At 55.7% G+C, this 23512-nt stretch carries 20 protein-coding genes; 2 read left to right on the top strand and 18 right to left on the bottom strand.

The window, feature by feature from the left end; all coding sequences use genetic code 11:
• The 15 genes from F8J34_RS08490 to F8J34_RS08420 all read right to left on the bottom strand — a co-directional run.
• On the bottom strand, window positions 1-2425 hold a 2425-nt coding region (locus tag F8J34_RS08490; protein WP_297058331.1), incomplete at its 3' end, for a nitrate reductase.
• A 21-nt stretch (window positions 2426-2446) separates the two neighbouring features.
• Window positions 2447-2821, bottom strand: coding sequence for a multiheme C-type cytochrome (locus tag F8J34_RS08485; RefSeq protein ID WP_297058329.1), 375 nt, complete (start codon window positions 2819-2821; stop codon window positions 2447-2449).
• A 65-nt stretch (window positions 2822-2886) separates the two neighbouring features.
• The gene (locus F8J34_RS08480) at window positions 2887-4458 is read right to left on the bottom strand and encodes an alginate export family protein (RefSeq protein ID WP_297058326.1); all 1572 of its coding nucleotides are present in this window, start codon (window positions 4456-4458) and stop codon (window positions 2887-2889) included.
• A 13-nt stretch (window positions 4459-4471) separates the two neighbouring features.
• Window positions 4472-4936, bottom strand: a complete 465-nt coding sequence (locus F8J34_RS08475) for a hypothetical protein (RefSeq protein ID WP_297058323.1) — start codon at window positions 4934-4936, stop codon at window positions 4472-4474.
• 166 nt (window positions 4937-5102) lie between these two features.
• The gene (locus tag F8J34_RS08470) at window positions 5103-6737 is read right to left on the bottom strand and encodes a multiheme c-type cytochrome (RefSeq protein WP_297058321.1); all 1635 of its coding nucleotides are present in this window, start codon (window positions 6735-6737) and stop codon (window positions 5103-5105) included.
• Window positions 6738-6764: 27 nt separating this feature from the next.
• Window positions 6765-7931 carry an NrfD/PsrC family molybdoenzyme membrane anchor subunit gene (gene nrfD, locus F8J34_RS08465; protein WP_297058319.1) on the bottom strand — a complete coding sequence of 389 codons (1167 nt, stop codon included), beginning with the start codon at window positions 7929-7931 and terminating at the stop codon, window positions 6765-6767.
• On the bottom strand, window positions 7931-8698 hold the full coding sequence (locus F8J34_RS08460; RefSeq protein WP_297058317.1) for a 4Fe-4S dicluster domain-containing protein: 768 nt from the start codon (window positions 8696-8698) through the stop codon (window positions 7931-7933). The genes nrfD and F8J34_RS08460 overlap by 1 nt, the downstream gene beginning before the upstream one ends.
• Window positions 8691-9266: a cytochrome c3 family protein gene (locus F8J34_RS08455; RefSeq protein ID WP_297058314.1), complete on the bottom strand. Its 576-nt coding sequence runs from the start codon at window positions 9264-9266 to the stop codon at window positions 8691-8693. Before F8J34_RS08455 ends, F8J34_RS08460 begins: the two co-directional genes overlap by 8 nt.
• Window positions 9267-9365: 99 nt before the next feature.
• Window positions 9366-10058 (bottom strand): anaerobic ribonucleoside-triphosphate reductase activating protein, encoded by a 693-nt coding sequence (locus tag F8J34_RS08450; RefSeq protein ID WP_297058311.1) that lies wholly within the window; start codon window positions 10056-10058, stop codon window positions 9366-9368.
• Window positions 10059-10232, bottom strand: a complete 174-nt coding sequence (nrdD, locus tag F8J34_RS08445; RefSeq protein WP_297058308.1) for an anaerobic ribonucleoside-triphosphate reductase — start codon at window positions 10230-10232, stop codon at window positions 10059-10061.
• 10 nt (window positions 10233-10242) lie between these two features.
• Window positions 10243-13755, bottom strand: a complete 3513-nt coding sequence (locus tag F8J34_RS08440; protein WP_297058303.1) for a ribonucleoside triphosphate reductase — start codon at window positions 13753-13755, stop codon at window positions 10243-10245.
• Between the two features lie 180 nt (window positions 13756-13935).
• Window positions 13936-14763, bottom strand: coding sequence for a 4Fe-4S dicluster domain-containing protein (locus F8J34_RS08435; protein ID WP_297058301.1), 828 nt, complete (start codon window positions 14761-14763; stop codon window positions 13936-13938).
• A 31-nt stretch (window positions 14764-14794) separates the two neighbouring features.
• Window positions 14795-17164, bottom strand: a complete 2370-nt coding sequence (locus F8J34_RS08430; protein ID WP_297058297.1) for a molybdopterin-dependent oxidoreductase — start codon at window positions 17162-17164, stop codon at window positions 14795-14797.
• Window positions 17142-17699 carry a molecular chaperone TorD family protein gene (locus F8J34_RS08425; RefSeq protein WP_297058293.1) on the bottom strand — a complete coding sequence of 186 codons (558 nt, stop codon included), beginning with the start codon at window positions 17697-17699 and terminating at the stop codon, window positions 17142-17144. The genes F8J34_RS08430 and F8J34_RS08425 overlap by 23 nt, the downstream gene beginning before the upstream one ends.
• 245 nt (window positions 17700-17944) lie before the next feature.
• Window positions 17945-19288, bottom strand: a complete 1344-nt coding sequence (locus tag F8J34_RS08420) for a M23 family metallopeptidase (RefSeq protein WP_297058290.1) — start codon at window positions 19286-19288, stop codon at window positions 17945-17947.
• Between the two features lie 49 nt (window positions 19289-19337).
• On the opposite strand from F8J34_RS08420, the gene F8J34_RS08415 reads away from it, so the two are divergent.
• Complete coding sequence (locus F8J34_RS08415; RefSeq protein ID WP_297058287.1) at window positions 19338-19910, top strand: hypothetical protein; 573 nt, start codon at window positions 19338-19340, stop codon at window positions 19908-19910.
• On the opposite strand, the gene selB is transcribed toward F8J34_RS08415, so the two are convergent.
• The 3 genes from selB to F8J34_RS08400 are packed head-to-tail and all read right to left on the bottom strand — an operon-like array spanning window position 19898 to window position 23183.
• Complete coding sequence (gene selB, locus F8J34_RS08410) at window positions 19898-21826, bottom strand: selenocysteine-specific translation elongation factor (protein WP_297058284.1); 1929 nt, start codon at window positions 21824-21826, stop codon at window positions 19898-19900. The genes F8J34_RS08415 and selB overlap by 13 nt on opposite strands.
• A complete protein-coding gene (gene murI / locus F8J34_RS08405; protein ID WP_297058281.1) occupies window positions 21823-22623 on the bottom strand; it encodes a glutamate racemase in 801 nt (266 codons plus the stop codon). The genes selB and murI overlap by 4 nt, the downstream gene beginning before the upstream one ends.
• Window positions 22620-23183: a hypothetical protein gene (locus tag F8J34_RS08400; RefSeq protein WP_297058277.1), complete on the bottom strand. Its 564-nt coding sequence runs from the start codon at window positions 23181-23183 to the stop codon at window positions 22620-22622. The genes murI and F8J34_RS08400 overlap by 4 nt, the downstream gene beginning before the upstream one ends.
• A gap of 84 nt (window positions 23184-23267) precedes the next feature.
• On the opposite strand from F8J34_RS08400, the gene F8J34_RS08395 reads away from it, so the two are divergent.
• Window positions 23268-23512: AAA family ATPase (locus F8J34_RS08395; protein WP_297058275.1), on the top strand; the 245-nt coding region annotated here is incomplete at its 3' end.

Genomic DNA, 23512 nt, shown 5'->3' with positions numbered 1-23512 from the left:
TCTTATGCCCCACCACAAAAGGCTTTAAAGGTCTGGGGCCAGACACTTTCCGGATCCGACATGCACAGATCTTGAACTCCGGCTCCTTAGAACCCGGATCGAAAGCGTCTTTGGTCACCCGGTTCGCCATCCGGCTCTCGTCCATATCAAACCAGTAAATGAACACCATTCCCTCAATAGGACCTTCATAGACTTTGGCCGGAAGCACAATCTTTCCACGTCGGGTCTCAATCTCCACCATATCGTTAGGGTTGATCCCCAAACGCTGAGCATCTTTTGGATTGATTTCTACATAAGCATAAGGGTTGGCCCGGAGGAGCTCGGGAATGCGCCCGGTCATGCTGCTGGTGTGCCAGTGGTCGATAACACGTCCAGTAGAAAGATAGAAGGGATACTCGGCATCCGGCTCCTCAGCCGCTCCTTTGTAAGGTCGAAGCCAGATGTAAAGTTTGTGGTCCTTGTGCGCCGGTCCGTAAAAGACGTAAGGTCCAGAGATTCCGAGCTTTTTCGCCTCTTTGTCCGCCAGAGGATCGATTCCCCGCACGAACTTCTTGTAAGTCCCACCTTTCAGGGCATGCTCCACCGTGGGTGCCGGCCACTGCACCCCATCCGGACGCTTCCGTAATACCTCATAGGTGGCCCCCGAAAGATCGTTATCCCGACCTTTGGTAAGCTTCTGGGTATATTCCTCCCAGATGGCCTTGGGAAGCTCATAACCTTCTTCTTTACCCAAGAAAGGCCTTACACAGATACGGAGATTCTCCGCCCGGCGGCGATCACCGAGCTTTTCGAACTTTTTCGCCATCTTAAGGGCCCATTCCCGGACGATCCAGACCTCGGGCTTGGCCTCTCCCGGTGGATCGACCACCTTCACCGTTAACTGGCTCCGCCGTTCGGTACACCCGTAAACGCCTGTTTTTTCAAAGTGAAAGGCCGTAGGAAGCACCAGGTTGGCAAGCTCCGTGGTCTTGGTAGGGAAGATGTCGGTAACCACTATAAAAACATCATCCCTGCGCAAGCCCTTCCGGTAGAAATCACAATTAGGAAGGCTTTGAGCCGGACTGGTACAGTTGATCCAGATGGCCTTGATCTTCCCCTGATTTACGGCCCGGAACATAGCGATGGTGTGATATCCGGGCTTTGGGGGGATAGTCCCCCGGGGAACCCCCCAGAGATCCTCCACCTGATGACGAAGCTTGGCGATCTTTACCGGTCGGTGGGCCGGAAGAATGTGGCAGAGACCGCCTCCCTCACGCACCCCTCCACAGGCATTAGGCTGACCGGTGAGGGACAAACTATCCGCTCCAGGCTTACAGAGCTGACCGGTAAGAAGATGGAGATTGTGGATCAGGTTATTAGCCCACACGCCGCGGGTGCGCTGATTGATGCCCATGGTCCAGAGGGACATCGTAGCCTTGGACTTTGCAAACCACCGGGCCGCGGTTCGAATCTTTTCCGGAGTGATGTTTCCGCCGCAGATCTCCGCCGCCCGCTCTGGAGTATATTGTTTGAGAAACTCCTTATACTCCTCAAAACTCACCTCCTTAGGAGGCTTTCCCACCTTGAACTTGCAGTATTTCCTAATGAACTCTCTGTCGTAAAGCCCCTCTTCTACAATTACATAAGCCATGGCGTTAAGCAGCGCCAGGTCTGTTCCCGGACGGAACTGAAGGTGAAGATCCGCGATACGGGAAGTAGGAGAAACTCGTGGGTCAGCGTTTATAACCTTAACTTCCGTGGGTTTAGAAAGCTTGCGGTTCATTACCCGACGGAAAAGCACCGGATGGCATTCCGCCATGTTACTTCCGATGATGAAGAAACAATAGGCCTTCTCGATATCCGCATAGGCTCCGATGGGCTCATCCGCTCCAAAGGAAGTAAGATACCCTCCCACGGCGCTCGCCATGCAGAGCCGGGGATTCCCCTCTACATTATTAGTCCCGATCCCGGCCCGCATAATCTTCTGGAAAAGATAGGTTTCTTCGGTTAGGGCCTGTCCGGAACCATAGTAGGCCGTGGCGTCAGGGCCGTATTTAGCCACGGTTTCTGCAAACTTCCGGGCTGCGATGTCCAGGGCCTCTTCCCACGAGATTTCGCGGAAAGGCTGATCTTTGCGCTCGCGATAAAGAGGCTTTTTAAGACGCTCCGGGTGATGAATGATCTTATAAAAGAGCATACCCTTCATACAAACAAAACCCTTGTTGGTAGCTGATTCCGTGATACCCTTAATGGCCACAGGCTTTCCGTTTTTAAGGCCCAGGTAAACCCGGCACCCCACTCCACAAAATCGACACACGCCGGGTTCCCAGCGGTCCACATCCGCGGCCTGGGCCGCCTTTTCCAGCTTAGGAAGTTCAATGCCTACCAAAGAGGCGGCGGTTAAGGCAGCTGTCCTTTTTATAAATTCTCTCCTGGTAAGACCCATGATTCTCACCTCCTTAAGCAATTACTGGACTTTTTTCTTAAAAAGGTGCGGAGCATGACAATCCCAGCAGGGTCTGTCCGCCGGGCAATTCTTATATTGCTTGGCATGACAGGTGCGACAGGTCTCACGTGTGGGCTTGTGAAAGGTCTCGAAAGTTCCGTGACATTGAAAACACTTCACCATAGCGATACCGTGCCGGGACTTGTACCACTCCTCGTAAATCTCAGGGGTTTCCATCTTGTGACACTCACTACAGGCCATCCACTTTTCCCCAGGGGGAAGCTCCGGATGAGTTACCGCGGGTTTATTTTCCGCCGCCGGAGCCGGCGCCTTTTGAGAAGCGCAGGACAAAACCAGAGCCGAAACGCTCACCAAGAAGATTACCCATCTCTTCATCTCCTTCCTCCTTACCTCCAAAATTTAAGGGGGAGCCTTCGCTCCCCCCTTGATTTAACTAGACTCTAAAAGGTGAACCGAAGTTCGGCATAGAAGAAAGTAAGATCGTCGTCAGCCTGGAAAGCATCTTCCACCACATCGTTACCCCAAATGTGGCTGAGATAAAGGTCAAGTCCCACCTTCACTCCGTTATACTGGTAGAGATTCTTGATGAATACCGAGAGATCCCACATGGTAAGAAGATCATCGTCTTTCTTTTTGATGTGAGCATCTACAGTTGCATAACTAAGCTTGTCAGGTCTCATCATTCCTGAGCCCAAATACCAAAAGTCCTCATCCTCGGTAAGATTCACAAAGTGCACATCAGAGCGCACCACCACCTTCTTGTAGGGTTTAAGTATCACCTGAGCCATCCAGTAGTTGGTATTCATAAAGGTAAAAGAGGGGGTCATAGAATAGATACGCAGGGTGGGGATCATCATGAAGAAGGTTTCATGATCACCATCGTTGGGGTCATCGTCTCCGCTCCCGTAGAAATAACCCACACGGAACCAGGGCTGCCAGGGCAGGTTCTTGAACTTGTACCCGGCCTCCACCGCAATAGCCCAGGCCTTATGATCTAGAGTCCGATCCTGCCCACTAACCTTGCGTCCCCAGGTCCCCCACTGATATCCACCCCAGACGAGGAAGTCAGCAGTTCCAGTACCCACATCATAGGCGTAGATAAGATGGCCACCAAGCATGTGAATTTCGCAATCTCCAAGACCCGTAAGTTCAGCAGTGTAGTTATAAGTTTTAGAACCCACAGTAATAGTTTTAGCCTTAGATAGTTTTCTCTCATCGTTGTAGTAGTAATAGAAGAATTGAGCATCCAGATTCGGTATATAAGGATTGGTATCCTTAAGGCTCAATACCGCGGTCACAATATCAATATCGTGGGCCGATTCTCCATTCATCTCCGGATCATCACGACGGAGATAAAAACCTCCCGGGGTGGGATGCATATAAGAGAAGGTAAGATTCCAGGGTTTAAAGTCGTAAGAGAGCACACCTCCATCAAAAGCTCGCCCCACACGCGACCAGTCAAAGGGCCCGATCATACGCTGAGAAATACGCACCTTCTTCACCCACTTAAGCGTGGGATCGGCAGGCATACCTCCTTCAAGACCGGAAAGGTAGAAAAAGCGACCGAGCTTAAAGCTTAAGCCCGGAACCATCGGAGGCTTGATCCGCACCCAGGCCTGGGAAATGGCCCCATATCCTATATTTGTAGCTTTATATGTGTATCCTGGACCATTACCAAACTCACCGTTAAACTTGTAGTAAAGCATTCCCAGACCAAATTCTCCATCATCAGGAAGGCCGAAAAATTGCGTCCAGTGAAGCTGAGCATAAGCATCTACCACCGAAGAAGTAAATCCAGCACCAAAACGCATTTTGCTGGACACAAAAGAATAAGAATCATCGTAATTAAAATTGCTTTGTTGGTACTTTTTATCAAAAGTATTCCAATACTCGTAGCGAATCTCTTCCTTAAAATCTAACCGCCCCTTTATCTTGCCCTCGATCGTATAGGCCAGGGCTCCCGAAACCCATACCCAAAATCCCAAAAGAACCAACCATGCCCATCTTTTCATGGCTTGCCCCTCCTTATAGGGATTCTTTAAGGGTCCTCTCCTTTAGGACCCTGTGAATCAAAAGAGGAGAGTAAAGGGTGAAATAGGCCTGGGTGTGCCCTTTTCCCTTTTCTTTTTTCGCAAACTCCACTATGGGCCTGCCACAGACGAACTTCGCCACTGCAAGAAGCGAAGGCTTCACCCCCGCCTCGCGCCAGCCCTCAAAGGTCTCCCGCGAGACCTTCCCCTTCTCCGTGAAATACCAGAAGAGCATCCGGTCATGGGCTTCAAAGGTGGGCTCCCCGAAAAGGGCCATGAGCCTACCCACCACTTCCCTCAACTGCTGCGGACCAAGATCTTTATATTCCTCGTAAAGGGCTATGAGACGGTGAGTCCTCTCATCCACCGCCAGGATCAGTTCCCCCTTCCGGTAACGAAGGGTCCCGGAAAGAGCTCCCTCCACCGGCTTAAGACCCGCCGTGCGGACCCTCTCCCCCAAGATGAATCCCTTATAACTCAGGGAAAGTCTTTTTACCCGGGAAAAATCCCCGGGGGATGCGGAAAAGCCCGCGCTCCATAAGAAAAGGATGGCTAAAACGGTGCCCGCGTACCTCATAACCGAAAAAAGTGGGGGAGGAGGTTACCCTCCTCCCCGCAAGTTTTCTTTAAGCTCCTCCTTTTCCGTAACGCTCTTTGTACTCTTCTTCGATAGCCTTCATCTGAGCTCCAAAGCCTTTGAGGCGCCAGCTGTGCTCCGGAGTGCTCAGGATGTCGCGAATGAGCTTTTGATACTTCTGAAGTTTTCCGTGTTCCTTGGCCACCTTCAGCACTTCAGGGATGTACTCGTAATAGAAGTGCTTGGCCACCTCATAGAGCCCATGCCAGTGGGTGTAATCCGGACCAAGCATGGCCGCTCCATGACGGGCCCGACGACCCTCATGGTGCCAGATTTCAAACCAGATCCAGCCCACCTTGGACATGAAGGGCGACTTGGGCACCAGACCATCCTTGACCAGCTCCTGGAAGATACGCTTGGCGGGCTTGGCGAACTTCTCGTTATAGGTCACCACCAGGGCGTCAAACTGCTCGTAGAAGTTCTCCACCTGCTGCATGGAATGACAGCTCTTGCAGACCTCCTTCATCGCCGCCCGACGCTCCTTCCAGCTGATCACCTTCTGGACCTGCTTCTTCCTCTTCACCTTGACCAGCTTGTTGCCCTTGCGCATATAGTCATAGACCTGCACGAACTGACCGGGAAGCGGTGGAATGTCTCCGGGGACATCATAGACCTTCCCATCGGTGGTAATCACCCGGTTAAGATGCACGGAGATGGGAGGACGCAGGTTCCAGGAGATACGGTCTCCCACGTTGTGGGTGTTGCGCGCGATGGAACCGTTGGGCTTCATATAGGCCCCCATGTGGCAGGTGGAGCAGGTGGGCGCAAAATAGTAGTCCTTGCCCAGCACCCAGGAGCCGGTCTTAAGGATGTTCATCCCCATGAGTCCCTTTTCCCGCACCGCGGAAAGATAGGCGATCCCGTGCTTGGACTCCTCATAGATCTCTTTCTGCGGGTGGTCCGGCCCGAGGTGGCACTTTCCGCAGGCAAAGGGCTGACGAGCCACACTGGCCCGGAAGGCGTGCTTGGAGTGACAGGCATTACAGGCCCCCTTGGTGCCATCAGGATTGATCCTTCCCATGCCGCTGTTCGGCCAGGTGGAAGGATCAAACCGGGGAGCCCCCTCTTTGGTGCGGATGATGTTCCCTTTCTTATCTCTCAGGACCTTCACCACCGAGCCGTGGCACTGCCAGCAGGCGTTCTGGGCGTCGGCCTTGGCCGCATAGGCCGGAAGCCCCCACTTCTTCACCGCCTCAGCTGGAGCGCTGCAGACCACCTCTCCCAGGAGATTGTCCAGAGAGGCCATGATCTGACCGGCGGTGGCATGGTGAGAATTCTCAAACTCCTTAAACTCCCGCGGATGACAGTAAGAGCAATCCTTGGGTGTGATCAGGGTCTTGATGAAGGCTCCCTCGTGCTTGTAGCCCAAAGGATCCCCCGGATTGGCCGCATGACAGGTGTAGCATCCCACCGGACCTTCCTTGGCCGCAGCATGCGGAGACTCCTGCCACTGGAAAACCAGGGATTTATTTTCCTTCAGGTGACACATCATGCACTTCTTGTTGAGTTCCCTCACCTTGGGGTTGGTCACATCCTTAGAAAACTGCGTCACCGCCCCCGCTGGGCCTCCCAACCCCAGAAGCAGCAAAGCCACCAAACCCGACCAAAACACCTTCCATCTCATCCCTAACACCTCCTCCTTTTTTATTTTTTAAAGTTTGTTTTCGGCCTCTTCGGTAACCCAAAGTGGAAAGATTCGGGCTAGGATAAAGAGAATGACCACCGGGGCCATAAGTATCAGAATAGTGGGAAGAATCCCTTCCTTTTCAAAAAACCCGGGATGATAAAAGGTATAGCCCCGTCCGCTCTTAGAAACCATCTGCCCACCAATAACCACATTCCAGCGCATGCAATAGACCTGGATGAGAAGCATCACCGAACAAAGAGCCGCAAGATACTGCAAAGCCTTTCCCCGGATATTGGCCAAGGTAAGGATTCCGAGGATTACCAGGGGAATGAGAGAAAAAATCAAGATCTGCATTACAATAAAACTCGTAAAAAGAGGGCCACTTATGAGCTTTTCCAGCACATGCCAGCTTTCCACCCGAAGATAAGCGTGTACCCCAAGGTCAAGCATTTCCATACTCACATCCAAGATGAGAAACCCCCAGAGGTATTTCACCAGGGTGGAAAGACACTCCTCATCCACCGGTCGTTTCTTCACCCACTGCACCAGCAGATAGCCGAGAATGATACCCGCAATACCCGACACACAGGCCGAAAGGAGGAAGATCACGGGCATAAGCGGGGTAAGCCACCAGTGAACGGCCTTTACTCCCCCGAAGATAAAACCTACATAACCGTGAAGCACACAGGCCATGGGAATCCCTATCAGGGCTAACCAACTCGTAACCTTGTGATCAAAAGCGAGGGTCGCCGGCGAAAGATCCTGATTTCCGAAAGTCAAGATACGATAAAGAGTGGCCTTAAAGCCCGAAACCTGCGGGAGCAACCGGGCAAAAACCGCTCGATAGATAAAAATGATTTCCAGAAGCAGTACCACCATGTAAGTACTGTACACATAACCAAAACCCGCCATCGCCGAAGTGGGGTGAGGGGTGATCATGATATTGAAGCATCTTTCAGGATGCCCCAAGTGATTGAGAAGGGGCCAGGTACAACAGAAACCGAAAGCCAAAGCGAAAATGAGAGCAAAACGGGAGACCGGACGCAAGGCCTTCACATGAAACACATGATAGAGAGACGAAACGATAAAGGCCCCGGCAATGATTCCCGTGATGTAAGGATAGGTTACAATCATCAAGCTCCAGTGGATATGGTGCTCATTGGGAAAGACGTAGCCCACAATATCAGCCATCAGATAACCTCCTGCCTCAAATGGAGGTATTGAAGGCGGGGAAAGGTCCCCATATCAGGCTTAAGCACGAAAAGGGGTTCGCTACTCTTTATGATCCTTGCCACTTCGGAATTTTCGTCCCTCAGATCCCCGAACTTTCGGGCCTTGGTGGGGCAGGCGTTCACACAGGCCGGAAGCAACCCCCGCCTTACCCGGTGATAACACCAGGTACACTTGTCCGCGGTACGTTTCTTTTTGTGGATATAGCGCACCCCGTAAGGACAGGCCTGCACACAATAGGCACAACCAATGCACCGTTTATAGTCTATGAGCACAAAACCATCGTCGGTCTTAAAAGTAGCCCCCACGGGACAGACCTGCACACAGGCCGGCTCCTCACACATATTACAGAGCTTGGGCACGAAAAAGGCGTCCCGAATGGGCTTATCTACCTGGCGAGGTTCGGGATATCCATTAAGAGCCCCCTTGGGAGAATCCACAAAAACTTCGCCATCCTCGGTAATAATGTAGCGCTCAACCCAGGTGCGATATTGCCCGTCAGGAACCTGATATTCCCGCTTGTCCGCCACACAGCAGCTTCCGCAACCGATACAGCGGTTAATGTCCACGAGAAACACAAACTCGTGTTCCCGAGGATTGTACTTTTCCCTTCCTCCCACCGTGGAGAGCTGCAAGGGAACCTTAACCGGCATGGGAAGCATGAGATAAAGCGAGCCGGCGGCCCCTTTTAGAAGATAGCCCAGAAACTTACGGCGCTCCTTATTCACGAACTTCCCCCTTGAGGAGAGATTTCCAGATCTGGTCGGCTTGGTGGATGTAGTAAAGGGGCGCATGCACCAGATGGCACTGATCACAGGTATGATCCTCGCGCACATGTTTTTTGCGTAAGTGATCCGGAAGCAGCACGGTCTTTATCACTCTGGGATCCTTGGGACGGGCCCGAATGGCCCCATTATGACACCGAAGACAAAGGGCTCGAATAGTCTTTTTGTCTTTAGGATTTGGAAGATAGCCAATCACTTGCCCTTTGGCGTTCACGTGATCCGCCCATGGACCGTGACAGAATTCACAGGAAAGACCCTTATGTTTGCTGTTTACCTGAAGCTCATACTCCCAGGCATGGCAAGCTTTACAGGAAGCATTGGTCATATGGCGAGGCATTCGGGAAAGTTCGTCGTTGATAGCCCCCTTGCGGTAGAACTTATAAAAGATACTTCCGTGATTCCCGAAACCCTTGGGAACCAGCAGGGACCTAACCAATCCCCCAACCACTATCAAAACCACAAGCCCGATCAGGATCCTTTTTGCATGAGAACGATTCGGTTTCTCCACCACCGAATACTCCTTTAAAATCTCTAAATTTTGATTTAGCAAAGAGAATCCGCGTTTACAAGAGAAAAAAAGTTTAAGTTTGTTAATTTTTCGTTAAAGAGGTTAAAGACGGAATAGGATCTCCGCAGAAAGGTGTTTTTCTAAAAAAAGACGGAAGGCCTGAAGTTCCTCAGGAGAAAAATATTGGCGAGGAAAATCGTGGCTTAAGGTTTCGACCTCGGGAAGGAATTTTTGAAGGGCAACTCGCTTTGTAGCTGAAAGCCAGGGGAGCATCTCCCTGAGCTCGTCCCATCCAATTAGACCTGGCACTAGAGTAATACGTACTTCGGCTTCGTTGAAATTTTCAAGAATCTTGAGGGTCTCGGACACGGGGGAAAAATCCCCTCCTAGTTCCGCATAGCGAGAGGGAGCGGTCTTAAAATCAAGGGCTACATAATCGATAAGTCCAGCGGAAAGGAGAGAGACGAGAAGCTCCGGATTTGATCCGTTGGTATCCAGCTTGATCTCAAGGCCGGTCTCATACCTGATGCGCTCCAGAAGCCCCCGCAGACGGCGTCCCCAGATGGTGGGTTCGCCTCCGGTAATCACCACCCCTTTGATGAAGCCCTCGCGCCGGCGAAGCTCAGAAAGGACCTCCTCCTCCGAGAGGTCCGGAAGCCCCCGGAGTCTTTCCGGAAGCACCAGATCTACATTGTAGCAGTACGGACAACGCCAGTTGCAGCCCCCGAGGAAGATCACCGAGGCGATCTTCCCCGGGTAGTCCACCACACTGGTTCCGCGAAACCCCTTAATCATTTACGAACCGCAGCAGGCCCGGCGGGCGAGCTCCCGGAAGGAATCAAGCTTTACCGTCTTACGCTCGGAAAACTCCTGCTGTTTCCCGGCGTTCCAGTTCTGGACCGGCCGAAAGTAACCCACCACCCGGCTGTAGATCTCACAGGGCACCACCTTAACCTTTACCTTTTCCATGCCGCACCTCCTAAGACATATTTTCCTCCGGAGAGGCTTCCAGAATCTGATAGGCCTCCCCGGAAAGGCTCCTCAGACCCTCCAGGGTTATCTCCACCTCGCGCCCGTAGCGGGCGAGGTCCTCCTCGGTGTGGGGATAAGGACAGAATTCGTGCTTTCCGGGAAGATAACCGTGCACCGGACACACCGAGAAAGTGGGGGTGATGGAAAAATAAGGAAGCCGGAAGTTCTCCACCACCGCCCGCACCAGCTCCTTCACTATCTGGGTGTCCGGGATCTCCTCCCCCACGAAAAGGTGAACCACCGTGCCCCCGGTAAAGAGCACCTGGAGATCGTCCTGATGGGTAAGGATCTCAAAGATGTCGTCGGTATAGCCCACGGGAAGGTGCACGGAATTGGTGTAATAGGGGGTCTTTTCCGTGCCCGCGGTCTTGATGCGCGGGAACTTCTTTTTGTCCAGGCGCGCCAGACGATAGCTTGCTCCCTCGGCCGGGGTGGCTTCAAGGTTATAGAGGTTTCCGGTCTCCTCCTGAAACTCGGTAAGCTTCTCCCGCATGAACTTGAGTACCTTAATAGCCCATTCTTTGCCCTCGGGATGATAGATAGGCACCCCCAGGAAATTGAGACAGGCCTCGTTCATCCCGATGATCCCGATGGTGGAAAAGTGGTTGCACCAGTACTGGCCGGAGCATTTCTTAACCGGCTCAAGATAGACCCGGGAGTAGGGATATAGGCCCCGCTCGGTGAAGTCTTCGATGACCTTGCGCTTGATCTCCAGCGAGGTCTTGGCCAGCTCCATGAGATCCGTGAGTCTCTCGAAGAACTCCTCCTCGCAGGTGGAAAGATAGGCCAGGCGCGGGAGATTGATGGTCACCACTCCTATGGAGCCGGTAAGGGGAGAGGCCCCGAAGAGCCCCCCTCCGCGACGCTCAAGCTCGCGGTTGTCAAGCCTTAAGCGGCAGCACATGCTGCGGGCGTCCTCCGGGCGCATGTCCGAGTTCACAAAGTTGGCAAAATAGGGAATGCCGTAGCGCCGGGTCATCTCCCAGAGGGGCTCCAGATTGGGGTTATCGTAGTCAAAGTCCCGGGTGATATTGTAAGTGGGGATGGGGAAGGTGAAGATACGACCCCGGGCATCCCCGGCCAGCATCAGCTCGCAGAAGGCCCGGTTGATCATATCCATCTCCTCCTGGAATTCAGCGTAAGTCTCCTCGCGCTCCATCCCGCCCAGGATGACCCGATGATTCCGAAGCGTCTCCGGGCACTTGAGATCGAAGGTGAGGTTGGTAAAGGGAGTATTGTGAAAAAGGAGGGCCCCCACCCCTCCCACGAAGTTTTCGGTCTCACAGTCCACGGAAAGGTCGTATTCCCACTCGTAGGGATACTCCTCCTCCTGAATCTCATAGACCGGAACCGCACAAAAGTCCCCTTCCCTTCGAGGTTCGCGTTTCGGTTCCGGATACCAGAAAAGGGTATAAACACCGGTCCGGGGATCCTTCCGCGAGAGCACAAAATGGTAGCCCAGCCGGCAGAGGATAAGGCTCACTCCGGCCATAAGTTTCTTCGAGCAGGTGAAGAAACCAAAACGCCGGTGCTCGGCGTCATAATAGCCGTCTCCCTCCACCAGGGCCCAGAGGAACTTCTCCAGCAAGGAAGATTCAAGCTCGAAGACATACCAGGGGACACACTTTTCCCGGGCCGAAAAACCCGCGGTCTGTTTGATAAGGTAGGAGAGAACCCCCCTTACGGAGATTACGGCCACGCGCCTTTGGGTGGGTTTGCGGGTGACCGAGGACCACCCGGTATGATGGGTTTCAAATCCCCCGGCCCCCAGGATCTCCACCGCTTTGCGGATTACCTCCGCGTTCTCTTCGGCCTGCGAAATAGTGAGGTTGCTTCCCGAGGCCTTGCCTTCGGTAATATAAAAGGCCAGAAGGGTCAGGAAGGCCTCAAGCCTCTCTCCGGAAAGCCTGCGGGAAACCCGCTCCCCGGGATAGTTCCTAAGGCTGAAGGAGACCTCGTCCTCCGGATCTCCGTAGCGCTCCCAGAAGGAAAAGGGGACCATCCCCTTTTTCCGCCACTCGTAATAAAGGGTGCGGTCGAAATATCCCAGTTCATAAAGGGCCTGCTTGAGGCTCTTCCGGCGCCGGGAAAGATTTTCCTCTATCTTTTCCCAGCCCGAAGGAGTGAGATGGACATAAATGCGGGACCTGGCCTCACAGGGAAGCCTTCTTATGATCTCCGCCAGATCAAGCTCCCTGAGATTCCGAAAACATTCGGAAGGAACCCGCGAGAGGGCCACCACATGGTTCTTTTCCGTGATCCGGGCGTTGGGACGGGCGGTTTCAAGCTCCGAGGGCTTTACCGGACGGATACCCCCTTTTTCGTCGAAGGCAAAAAGGGAATGGGCGGGAGAAATGAAGGTTTCGCCGCGGCCGGTACGGATACGCACGAAGCGTTTATGAGGCACGCGATGGCGCACCAGGGCCTTGACCCTGAGCCAGCTCGCACGTCCGTTCCGCCACCCCAGGACCTCAAGTTCCCCCTTTACCGGAAGGGCAAAGGAATCCGTAGAGGGCCTTCCGTAGCCATCCACATTGGGTAGGGCTCGATGCCCCTCGGTGCGGAAGGCCTCGTCCACCAGCTCCCCGATAGGGAGGATCTCCACCCGACCCTCCCGGCGCACCACCACCGGCTCCTGCCAGGCCAGCGACTGAAACCCCACCCGCGTGGGAACATTCACGTTAAAGATAAACTCCTGGAGACACTGTTTGACCTCCTGGTAGGAGAGACGATCGTAGCGCACGAAAGGCGCGAGCAGGGTGTCGAAGTTGGAGAAGGCCTGGGCCCCGGCGGCCTCCCCCTGAAGGGTATAGAAGAAGTTCACCACCTGGCCCAGGGCGCTGCGGAAGTGTTTGGGCGGGGCGGATTCCACCTTTCCCGGCACCCCACCGAAACCGCGCTTCAGGAGATCGTAAAGATCCCACCCCACACAGTACGGCGCAAGCACTCCCAGATCATGGACATGAAAGTCCCCCTCGAAGTGGGCCTCGCCCACCCGGGCCGGATAGAGTTTGTTCAACCAGTAGCGGGCCACCACCGAGGAGGAGATGTGAAAATTGAGACCCTGAAGGCTGTAATTCATATTGGAGTTTTCCTGGACCCGCCAGTCCTCCCGGGTAAGGTACTCCTCGATGAGATTCACCCCGTCAAGAAGCGCCTTCCCCAATTCCCGGGCCTGGCGACGCTTTTCCCGGTAGAGGATGTAAGCCTTGGCCGCCTCGGGGAAGCCCTGCTCCATGAGGGTCTTTTCCACCAGGTCCTGGATCTGCTCCACATGGGGCACTCCCCCGTGCTTGAAAAACTGCCGGTAGAGCTTGACCGCCACCGCATCGGCCACCTTTTCCGCCGCGGCCCGGTCCTTACTTCCCACCGCCCGCAGGGCCTTGAAAACCGCCCGCACGATACGATGCCGATTGAAAGGCTGAAACTTTCCATCCCGCTTACGTACCAAAGGCTCCATCCCCTACCTCCTCTCCGAAAACTGCTTCTAGGATATATCTACACTATATGGGGTGTCAAGGCGAAAGATATAACAATATATTGAGAAGTTGAGGAACGCTTCCGGGAGGGTCTTTTCCCCAAAAGTAAAGGGGGAGGGTTAGCCCCTCCCCCGATCCGGAAAAAGAAAATAGAGGGTGGATTAACCCAGGCGCGGCAGATTCCGCAGGGCCAGTTTCAGGAGACCACGCCGGCTGCGGGCCCCCACTTCCACTTCCTCCCAGGTCCGCTTACGCGGGGCGAAGTGCTTGAAGAGCAGCTCCAGATTCTTTTCTTTGCCCATAAAGTACACGTTGGGACCGATCTTTACCTTACTGGACTCCAGCCGCCGGGCCTTTCCGCTTCGTACCAGTTTGGAGACCTCGGAATTGGGATCGGAAAGATCCCCGAAGATCCGGGCATCGGCGATACAGGTCTTCACACAGGCCGGAAGCTCGCCCCGGATCACCCTCTCGTAGCAGAAGGTGCATTTGTCGGCCTTGGGTTCCTCCAGGGTGTCGTTGAGATACCGGGCCCGGTAGGGGCAGGCCTCCACACAGTTCCCGCAACCGATGCAGCGTTCCTTGTCGATGAGCACCGCCCCGGTAAAGGGCTCCTTATAGGTGGCCCGGATCTCCATGGTCACGGTCTTGCCGGTCTTATAGCACTTGAAGGTCCGTTTCTCCACCTCCACCGGGCACACATCCACGCACACCGGATGATCGCAGTGATTGCAGAGACCGGGATAAAAGGTGAAGGCGATCTCTCCCTTGCTGGTGCGTTCCGGCCCCAGACGAAGGACCCAGTTACGGCGATAATCCCCCCCTTCGGCCGAAACCACCCCCAACCATTTATCGTAATCGTCTATGAACGAATAGCCATCGTATTGGGAATTCACCGGGACCCGCCATTCGGCCCGGCAGGCCACCGCACAGGCATGACACCCCACACATCTATCCAGATCTATAACCATGGCCCATTGTGCTTTCATTTTCGACCTCCTTTAAACTCGAACTTTAAAATTAACATCCCTCAATGGTCACCTTATGGTGATGGGATTTCCGGTGCCTTTTCCTCCGTCCTTCCCCGGCCGCGGCTGCGGAGGCAAGTTTGAACCGCGGAATCTCCGGCGGCAACGGACGCAGCTCCGGGATATCCAGAACCTTCCCGTTCTTGACCACCCGGACAAAACTGGTCCGGTGGCTCGAGGCCCCCATGAAGGGATCCTGAACATAATGGGAGATCATGAACTGGTCGCTGGCCCCCTTCTTATAAGCCCGGGAGAGCTTGGGAGAGCGGCTTCCGAAGCCATGGGGCACATAGATGCAGTCCGGACGAATACCCGGGGTGACCTTGACCTTGATGGGGAAGGACCGTTTGCCGTCCTGATTCTCCAGGATGATCTCCTCGCCGTCCTTGAGGCCCAGCCTCTTGGCTACCTCGTCGTTGATCCAGGCATGGTTTTCCGGCCATTCATGGTGGAGCCATTCGTTGTTCATGGTTCGGCTGAAGGTATGGACCGGTACCCGACCGTAGATGAGACGGGCAAACCCCTTGGGCGGAGCCGGAGTGGGCTCATACACCGGAACCGGAGAGAAGTCCTCGTCAGCAAAATCCCCCACCACAAGCTTGACCTTGAGGCCCTGGCCTCCGGCAAAGTTCTTACGATCGTAGGCCCCCTTGGCCGGAAGGACCATCAAACCTCCCTGGCGATTAAGTTCGGCCAGCGAGGTCCCCAGCCCTTTGAGTTTCTCGTTGATAATCTCCACCTCGTTTTCCGCAAGGAAGATATCCAACCCCAGACGCTTGGCCAATTCCTTAGCCACCCAGTAAGGAGGACGGACCTCGCCCAGAGGCTTTACCGCCGGCTGACGCACAGTCACATAACACTCCGGCAGCCCGTCATAAACATAGACATCGTCATAACGCTCCAGATACACGGTATCCGGAAGGACGATATCCGACCACAGGGCCGTCTCCGTGGGGTACATCTCGAAGGAGAAGATGAAGTCGAGTTTTTGGATGGCCTCCATGGTCTGATAGGGATCGGGAATGGTCTGGAGGATATTGACCCCGCATATACCCCAGGCCCGGATGGGATAGGGCTTACCGGTAAGGGTGGCCCGGATGATCTCGTGCGTGGGACTCCCCGGAAAGGGATCGGAAAAGGGATATTTGTCCTTGAGCGGGGTATCCGACTCGCCGGGTTCCACCTCTTTGATGGAATGCACCTTACCCAGGGAAATGGGGGTGGGGAAGTAAAGGCCTCCCGGGGTTCCGATGGCTCCGAAGAGGGCGGCCAGAGTGGCCAGGGCCTGGTGTCTATGAACATCTCCCTTTCCGTACCAGGCGGAGTGACGCCCGGGATGGATACACACGTGAGGCCTGGCCTGAGCCAAAATCTTTATGGCCTCCTCCATCTTATCCTTGGGGAGATCGCAGATCCGGGCCGCCCGATCCAGGGTCCATTCCCGGACCGATTTTTTCAGGGTCTCAAAGCCCTCACAGTATTCGGACACGAACTTCTTATCGTAAAGTTCGTGCTGGATGACGTAATTGATCCAGGCCAGAAGCAGGGCTGTATCGGTGCCCGGACGGATGGGAAGCCAGATATCGGCCTTGCCCGCAGCCACGGAGAAACGCGGATCCACCACCACCAGCCTGGCCCCTTTGGAAAGACCCTCGATAAAATCCATCACGTGGGAGACGTGTACGTTTTCGCCGATATGGGACCCCACCAGCAGGATGGCCTTGGCGTTGGCCATATCCGTATATTGCATGGTGCCGGAGGTAAGGTAGCCAAGGGTGGAAAGGAAGGCCACGGCCACCGGGCCCACACACTGGAAAAAGGCCGGTTCATTGGAATAATTCTCCGTGCCCAGGGCTTTAAAAATCTCCCGTAAAGGTTCAGCCGAGGCTCCGTGGTCAAAGTAAGCAATGGCATGCGGACCATATTTTTCCTTGACCTTCTTTAAGTTATGAGCTACCTCGTCCAGGGCCTCATCCCAGGAGATCTTCACAAATTTGCCCTCGCCGCGCTCCCCTACCCGTTTGAGAGGGTATTTGACCCGATCGGGATCGTAAAGAAGCTTGATCCCGGAGTTGCCCCGGGCACAGACCCGGGCCTTGTCCCCGCGGCCATTGGTGGGGCTCTTGGGGTTGCCCTCGATCTTTACCACCTTTCCGCCCTTTACCTTGGCCACGATGGGACACCGCCAGAAACACATCTCACACACCGAGGGGATGTCCTTGGCTCCGAGGCTTCCCGGAAGTTCCTCCCCGGGCACCGGGGAGGCATAGGCCTTCCGGAACAGTCCCTCGGAGCGCAACCGGAGACCCGCCAGAGCCAGAGAGGCCCCTGCCGACAGTTTAAGAAAGTCCCTCCTTTTCATAGGTAACCTCCTCCCGTAATCTATTGGTAAGACCCAGCACCAGATCCCCCAGGGCCCGATAAAAGGGCCCGGGGCGGGCCTGCTTGAGCACGGTCAGAAACCGCGGATACCACCGCAAAAAGTGACGCTCCAGAAACTCTCTAAGCAGCTCTAAATTTCCTTCTTCCAGTAAAAGGGCCACAAAGGCCAGTTCATAGGAGACATGATCCGCCAGTTCCCCCTCCTCCACCGGCTGATACCCGGCCCGACGGTAAAAATCCAGGGCCTCATCGTACCCCTCCCCTTTGAGTCGCCGATCGGAGGAAAGATAAACCGAAGCGTAGGGCGGAGCCGGAGTTCGATAGGGAGAGGTAATAAAAAGCCGGGTGTACTCCACCTGTAACTCCTCCAGGTTGTTAACCCGCAAATCCTCCTCCAGAGCCAGAGATAACCTGCGCGAGAGGGCCTGAAGGTAAGAGATCAGGCCCAAAAAAGAAGCATCCTCGGGATAGAGGAAAGCTTCAGCCACGGTACGAAAATCCCGGCTCTCAAACATCCCTTATCTTTTACTCTCCACCTATAAAATTTACAAGATCGATTTCACGCTTTTTTGGAATGATTCCAGATGAATATAGCAAATTTCAGCTAACTATAGTCTTCTTACAGGCAATTTCCTCACTTCTTTAGCTTTCGATCTTTGTGGAAATTAAAATTTCCTATTTTCTGGAAGTCTTTATTTTCAGAAAGGGGATCTCCCGGAAGGGGATAGGGAGAGAAGAAACCCCTGAAATTCCGCCCGGATCAGCGGTACGGAGAAAGGGGATTCAGGATGCGATTGGCCACCCAGCGGGGATCCAGCCATTCCATGGGATTCACGAAAACCCCCTGTACCAGAACCGAAAAGTGGAGATGGTCTCCCCCGGCCAGCCCGGTGGTATCGGTATGGCCGATAATTTGTCCGGCCGAAACCCTCTGCCCCGGCTGGACCTCAATTCCGGCCAGATGGGCATAAAGGGTATAGAGACCCAGACCGTGGTCCAGGATAACCGTATTACCGTAAATGCCCAGATAGTCCGCAAACACCACCTTTCCGGCTGCGGCAGCTGGGACCGGACTGTGGGCCACCGAGGCCAGATCCAGGCCCAGGTGCCAGGCCTGGGAAACCCTGCGCCCCCGGTAATAATAGAAACGGTGTTCCCCGAAATCGGAACGTTTGGCCGAGTGCGGCAGGGCCTTAAGGGGCCCCTGCAGGGTAAAGGAGATTTCCGAGGGACGGGAGGTGATCTCCGCGATCTTCTGGTTATTGCGCTGACGCAGAGTCTGGTTCACCCAGAGGAAGGTCTTAAGGAGGTCTTCTTTCTGGGCCTCGGGATAACGGGAAAGAAACTCCGGCATCTTGCGTTGCAGGAAACCGTCGCTGATGCGCATCCGGACCCGGGGATACCTTCGCCGCTGGAGATAATAATTCACCGGAATCTCCAGGCGATTACCCGCCTCGTCCTCGGCGAAGACCAGAAACTCGCGCACAGTGGTATCGCTCACCGGAAGGGCCACCAGGGCCGCATAAATCCCCCTCTTCAGGGGATATCCTCGAAAGACACGCCCGTTAAGACGCACCCCGCTGCGGGCCTTCTCTCCCACCCGATAAAGGACCAGGGCCGAACCACCCCGGGCTATATAGACCGTGGAGGAAAGGACGGTTATGCGCGGCGGGGTAAGATCCAGAGCAAAAGGGAAGGCCTTCCGGGACTGGTTGCCCTTGAGCGCATTGCGCCAGGAGGCATCCCAGGCCTCCACCACCAACCGGGCCGGCCCCTCGCCCAGCCCCTTTTCCAGCGGGGAGATCGTGAAACGGTAGGATACGTTCTTAACCGAGGAACCCTTCCAGAAGGAAAGAGGATAGGTTTCCTCCCGAAGGAGGAGATGCTTTCGCCCCTGCAGCAGAAGGACCCTTACCCGATGAAGACCGGACCCGGAATCCCGCAAGCGCACGGTAAAGGATAACCTGCGGCCGGCCAGCTTGGGCAGACCCTCCACGGAAATCTGCGGTGCCGCCCCTTCCATCCGGGTAAAGAAGAGATACCCCGCCACTCCGCATAGGGCCAGAAAAAAGAGGAGAATCAGGGTCTTGAAAAAGGTTTTCATGTCTGTCCTCCGCTTTGCACGGTGCGGATTTTTAACTATAACAGAACTGATGCCTCGACCCAAGCCAAAGCTGATCCCTCTACTTCTGGTGGCCCTGCTGGGTACGGGTTTTTCCTTTTCTCTTCCTCATTTTCAGCTCTCCCCTTACGCCCGCTATCGTCTCTCGCGCTTACCCCTTATCGGGCGCCTGATCAAACCCCCGGTTCCGCCCGAAAAGGAATACCGCGCCGCCCAATCTCTCATGGAAAAACTTCGCGATCAGGAGGCCGATCGATATGCCCCTGAACTTTACGCCCGGGTGGAAAAGAAATGGGAACGGGCCCGGACCTATTATCGCACCGGCCATTACGACTGGGCCCGGATCTATTTCGCTCAGATCCAGGACCTGGGTAAAAAAACCCTGGAGGAGGCCCGCAGGCGCCGCGAGGCCCTAAAGGCCCGGGCCTATAAAACCTTAAACCTCCTGCGCCAGAGCTACCGCAAAAAAAGCCGGACTCTTCCGCCGGAAAAACGCCTTCAGATCACCCTGGCCCTCTGGCGGCTGGAGACCCTGATCCAGCTTGAGGACTTCGAAACCTTTAAAAAGGAGGCCCTGGAGGTACGCCGTAACTACGGACTCTGACCCCGGAGGCCCCGACGCAGAATACGTTTGTCCCCCACCCGCAGGGTGACTTTGGTCCGATCCAGATACTCGAGGAGAGGAATCAGATACTTGCGCGAGGCCCCGCCGGTAAGCTTGCGAAAGTCCCCCACTCCCATCTCCCCGTGACGACGAAGATAATCCTCCGCCAGGCTCCGGGCCTTTTCCAGAATATGGCGATGGAAATAAAGCTTTTCGGAAAGTCGGACCAGAACCCCTTCCTGCACCAGCACCCTGAACATATCCAGGGCTAGCTGAGGCCGATCCCGGAAACGAGAGAGGGCCTCGTCCGGGTCCGGAGGGGAAAAACCGGCGGAAAGGAAGATCTTCTCTATCTCCCGTTTCAGGGCCTCGGCCTCCTCGGGAAGGACCACCCGGTGGGAGGAGAGACGCAAAAACTCCCTCTCCGCCACCAGCTGCCCCCCGGAAAGAAGCTCCGAGACCGCGGCCTCGAAGACCCGCAGCGGAGCCCGATCGGAAACCCGGGCCCGCAATTCCTCCTTGGTAAGCCCGGGTTTGAGGGGAAATTTCTGATGAAACCCCTCTAGCGCCCGGAGGATCTCCTCCTTGAAGGCTTCCAAAGCCCTCCGGGAAAGGAGGATCTCTTCCTCCTCCCCGGGGATACGTACCACCTGGGAGGAAAGGGATTGCAGCAGATCCTCCCAGGCCCTTCCGAAGACCGAAACCTTGAACTGGAGAAGGGAGGCCTTCAGCCCACCCTCCCGGGCCTTTTCCAGATGATAGAGAAGGACCTCTCTGTCTCCGCCGCGGGCGAGGAGTTCCAGTTCCTCCCGTTCCCAGGGTTTGGTGCGCTTACGGCGCCGGGCCAGGGGGTTGAGCACCCTCCCTCCGCCCAGGGTGACCAGGGGAGAGCCGCCCCGGATGACCGCCCGATCCCCGCGCAGACAGACCACCGGCTGGGACAGACGGACCTGGACCACGTCTCTCTCTCCGGGTTCCAGGCGATCCCTTCCGAAGAGGACCACCTCACCCAGGAGCTCCGCGGTCCCCAGATGGAAATGGACCTTCTCCAGGTTCCTGAGGGGTCTGGGGGCACTGGAAAGATACTGCAGCTCCAGGTCCAGGATGGTGGAGGGGCGCAGCAGTCCGGGCGTAGCCACCACGTCGCCACGGGACACCTCCTCCCTTTCCACCCCCTGGAGATTAAGAGCGGTGCGCATCCCTGCCAGGGCTTCCTCCCTTTCCTCCCCGTGACTCTGAATACGGCGCACCCGGGCCCTTATCCCCCGGGGATAAATCTCCACCTCCTCCCCTACCCGGAGCCGGCCGGAAATGGTGGTGCCGGTAACCACGGTGCCGAACCCCTTGACCGTAAAGACCCGATCCACCGGAAGCCGGAAAGGCCCGGCAAGAGAACGGTCCGGAACCTTCTGTACCAGTTGATCCAGGACGCGGATAAGCTCCGGAAGCCCCTCCCCGGTGACCGCGGAGACCGCTACCAGGGGCGCCCCCTCCAGGAAGGTGCCCCTGAGGAACTCGCGAACCTCCTCGGTCACCAGATCCAGCCATTCCTGATCCACCAGATCCTTTTTGGTGAGGATCACCAGCCCGCGTTTTACCCCCAGGAGCTCGCAGATCTCCAGATGTTCCCGGGTCTGGGGGCGCACTCCTTCGTCGGCAGCCACCACCAGGGCCACCAGGTCGATCCCCGCGGCCCCGGCCACCATGGTGCGCACGAAACGTTCATGCCCCGGAACATCCACAATCCCCACCCGCACCCCGGAAGGAAGATCCAGCCGGGCAAAACCCAGTTCAATGGTGATCCCGCGTTCTTTTTCTTCCTTGAGACGATCGGTGTCCACCCCGGTGAGCGCCTTGACCAGGGTGGTCTTTCCGTGATCCACATGCCCGGCGGTACCCAGAACCACCCGTTTCATAGCGGTGCATCCTCGGCCTTAAGAAGTTTCACCCTCCGGCCCAGGAAGATACGGGCAATGTCCTCGAAGGCCGGGGTAAGGTCCGAAACGAAAATAAGGGGTTCTCCGTCTTTTTCAAGATCCACCGCCGGGGACCCCTCCTTCCGGGAAAGAAAGGCCCTTACCTCCTCGGCCACCTCCTCGGCCGGATCCACCAGAGTGATACGCCGGCCGGCCTTCTCCTGAATGATCTTTCGGAGCACCGGATAATGGGTGCACCCCAGGATGAGGGTATCGATCCCTTTCATCCGCAGGGGCAGGAGGCATTTTTTTACTATCCTTCGGGTTTCGGGTTTCTTGAGCCAGCCCTCCTCCACCAGCGGAACCAGAAGCGGGCAGGCGTTACCGTAAACCCGCACCTCCGGGTCCCTTTCCCGCAGGAGCCTCTCGTAAATCCCGCTCTGGATGGTGGCCCGGGTACCGATCACCCCGATCACCTTCCGCCGGGTTACCTGGAGGGCCTTCTTCACCGAGGGAGTGACCACCTCGAAGATGGGTACTCCGGGAAAGCGCTCCTTCAGGGCTTCGGTGGCCACCGAGGAAGCCGAATGGCAGGCCACCACGATGATCCGTGCCCCCCTCCGCAGGAGAAATTCGGTGTCCTCGATGGCATAACGAATGATGGTTTCCGGACTTTTGGTTCCGTAAGGTGTGCGAGCCGTATCCCCGAAATAGACAAAACGATACCCCGGAAGCCGGCGCACCAGCTCCCTCAGGACGGTGAGCCCTCCTATGCCCGAATCGAAGACTCCGATCAAGGGGCTGCTCGGACCTCCCCGCGGACCAGGTGAAGCATCTGCAGACGCATCCGGCACTGCGGACAGAAATCGGTGCCCTTGAGATCGAGTTCCATCAGGGAGGAAGGGGGATGCATTACGCACAGGGGATCGGGACAGGACCCCAGCCCCAGGAGATGCCCCAGGGCCCGAATGGACTCCTTGCGCAGACGTTCCACCAGAAGCCTCTCCGGCTCGGTCCCGAAGAGAAATTCCTGGAGGTTACGGGCCGAAACCAGGGCCGAACGGGAGGAAAAACTCACCTCCACAAAGACCAGGGGACTCCTGGGGGAATAAAGCTCCTCCCCGCAAACCCCCAGCACAAAATCGACCTCCCCGGAAACGCTACGCAGAAATTCCGCCACATAAGGGGCGAAAAACTTGCGCAAACGGGGATGAAAGGCCGCAGCCGGAGGGGTAATGGGCCGGGAAAGCTCTACCTGGACCCGCCAGAACTCGGAAAGCTCACGCAGGAAACGCTCCAGCCACGGACCGAACACCCTGCCGATGGGAACCACCAGAACACGCCGCATCTCAAACATATACTACCACAAACCTCCGCCCCCCCAAACAACCTCCGAACGATACCGCTTCTCAAGGCCAAAGTTTCCGGATATCCTAGGCTTATGAAACGGCTGCCCCTGGATACCTCCTCCTTCAAACAGATCCGGGAGCGGGGCTGGGTCTATGTGGACAAAACCCCCTGGATCCACCGCCTGGTAACCGAGGGCATCTGCTACTTCCTCTCCCGCCCCCGAAGATTCGGAAAATCCCTTACCATCAATACCTTGAAGGAACTCTTCCGCGGAAACCGCAAGCTCTTTGAGGGGCTTTATATCTACGATAAGTGGGACTTCGCCGAACACCCGGT

Origin of the sequence: Thermosulfurimonas sp., assembly GCF_015491435.1 — a bacterium.
Taxonomy (GTDB): domain Bacteria; phylum Desulfobacterota; class Thermodesulfobacteria; order Thermodesulfobacteriales; family Thermodesulfobacteriaceae; genus Thermosulfurimonas_A.
Note: the sequence above shows the minus strand (reverse complement) of the source record. Positions and strands in the feature narration are given on the sequence as shown.

Excerpts from the sequence above, each read along its gene's own strand:
- F8J34_RS08470 (WP_297058321.1), bottom strand. The coding sequence starts at position 6,737 with ATGAGATGGAAGGTGTTTTGGTCGGGTTTGGTGGCTTTGCTGCTTCTG.
- selB (WP_297058284.1), bottom strand. The coding sequence starts at position 21,826 with ATGAAACGGGTGGTTCTGGGTACCGCCGGGCATGTGGATCACGGAAAG.
- F8J34_RS08480 (WP_297058326.1), bottom strand. The coding sequence starts at position 4,458 with ATGAAAAGATGGGCATGGTTGGTTCTTTTGGGATTTTGGGTATGGGTT.
- F8J34_RS08450 (WP_297058311.1), bottom strand. The coding sequence starts at position 10,058 with ATGATTAAGGGGTTTCGCGGAACCAGTGTGGTGGACTACCCGGGGAAG.
- F8J34_RS08440 (WP_297058303.1), bottom strand. The coding sequence starts at position 13,755 with ATGGAGCCTTTGGTACGTAAGCGGGATGGAAAGTTTCAGCCTTTCAAT.
- F8J34_RS08400 (WP_297058277.1), bottom strand. The coding sequence starts at position 23,183 with ATGTTTGAGATGCGGCGTGTTCTGGTGGTTCCCATCGGCAGGGTGTTC.
- nrdD (WP_297058308.1), bottom strand. The coding sequence starts at position 10,232 with ATGGAAAAGGTAAAGGTTAAGGTGGTGCCCTGTGAGATCTACAGCCGG.
- F8J34_RS08435 (WP_297058301.1), bottom strand. The coding sequence starts at position 14,763 with ATGAAAGCACAATGGGCCATGGTTATAGATCTGGATAGATGTGTGGGG.
- F8J34_RS08425 (WP_297058293.1), bottom strand. The coding sequence starts at position 17,699 with ATGTTTGAGAGCCGGGATTTTCGTACCGTGGCTGAAGCTTTCCTCTAT.
- nrfD (WP_297058319.1), bottom strand. The coding sequence starts at position 7,931 with ATGGCTGATATTGTGGGCTACGTCTTTCCCAATGAGCACCATATCCAC.
- F8J34_RS08485 (WP_297058329.1), bottom strand. The coding sequence starts at position 2,821 with ATGAAGAGATGGGTAATCTTCTTGGTGAGCGTTTCGGCTCTGGTTTTG.
- F8J34_RS08415 (WP_297058287.1), top strand. The coding sequence starts at position 19,338 with ATGCCTCGACCCAAGCCAAAGCTGATCCCTCTACTTCTGGTGGCCCTG.
- F8J34_RS08420 (WP_297058290.1), bottom strand. The coding sequence starts at position 19,288 with ATGAAAACCTTTTTCAAGACCCTGATTCTCCTCTTTTTTCTGGCCCTA.
- F8J34_RS08430 (WP_297058297.1), bottom strand. The coding sequence starts at position 17,164 with ATGAAAAGGAGGGACTTTCTTAAACTGTCGGCAGGGGCCTCTCTGGCT.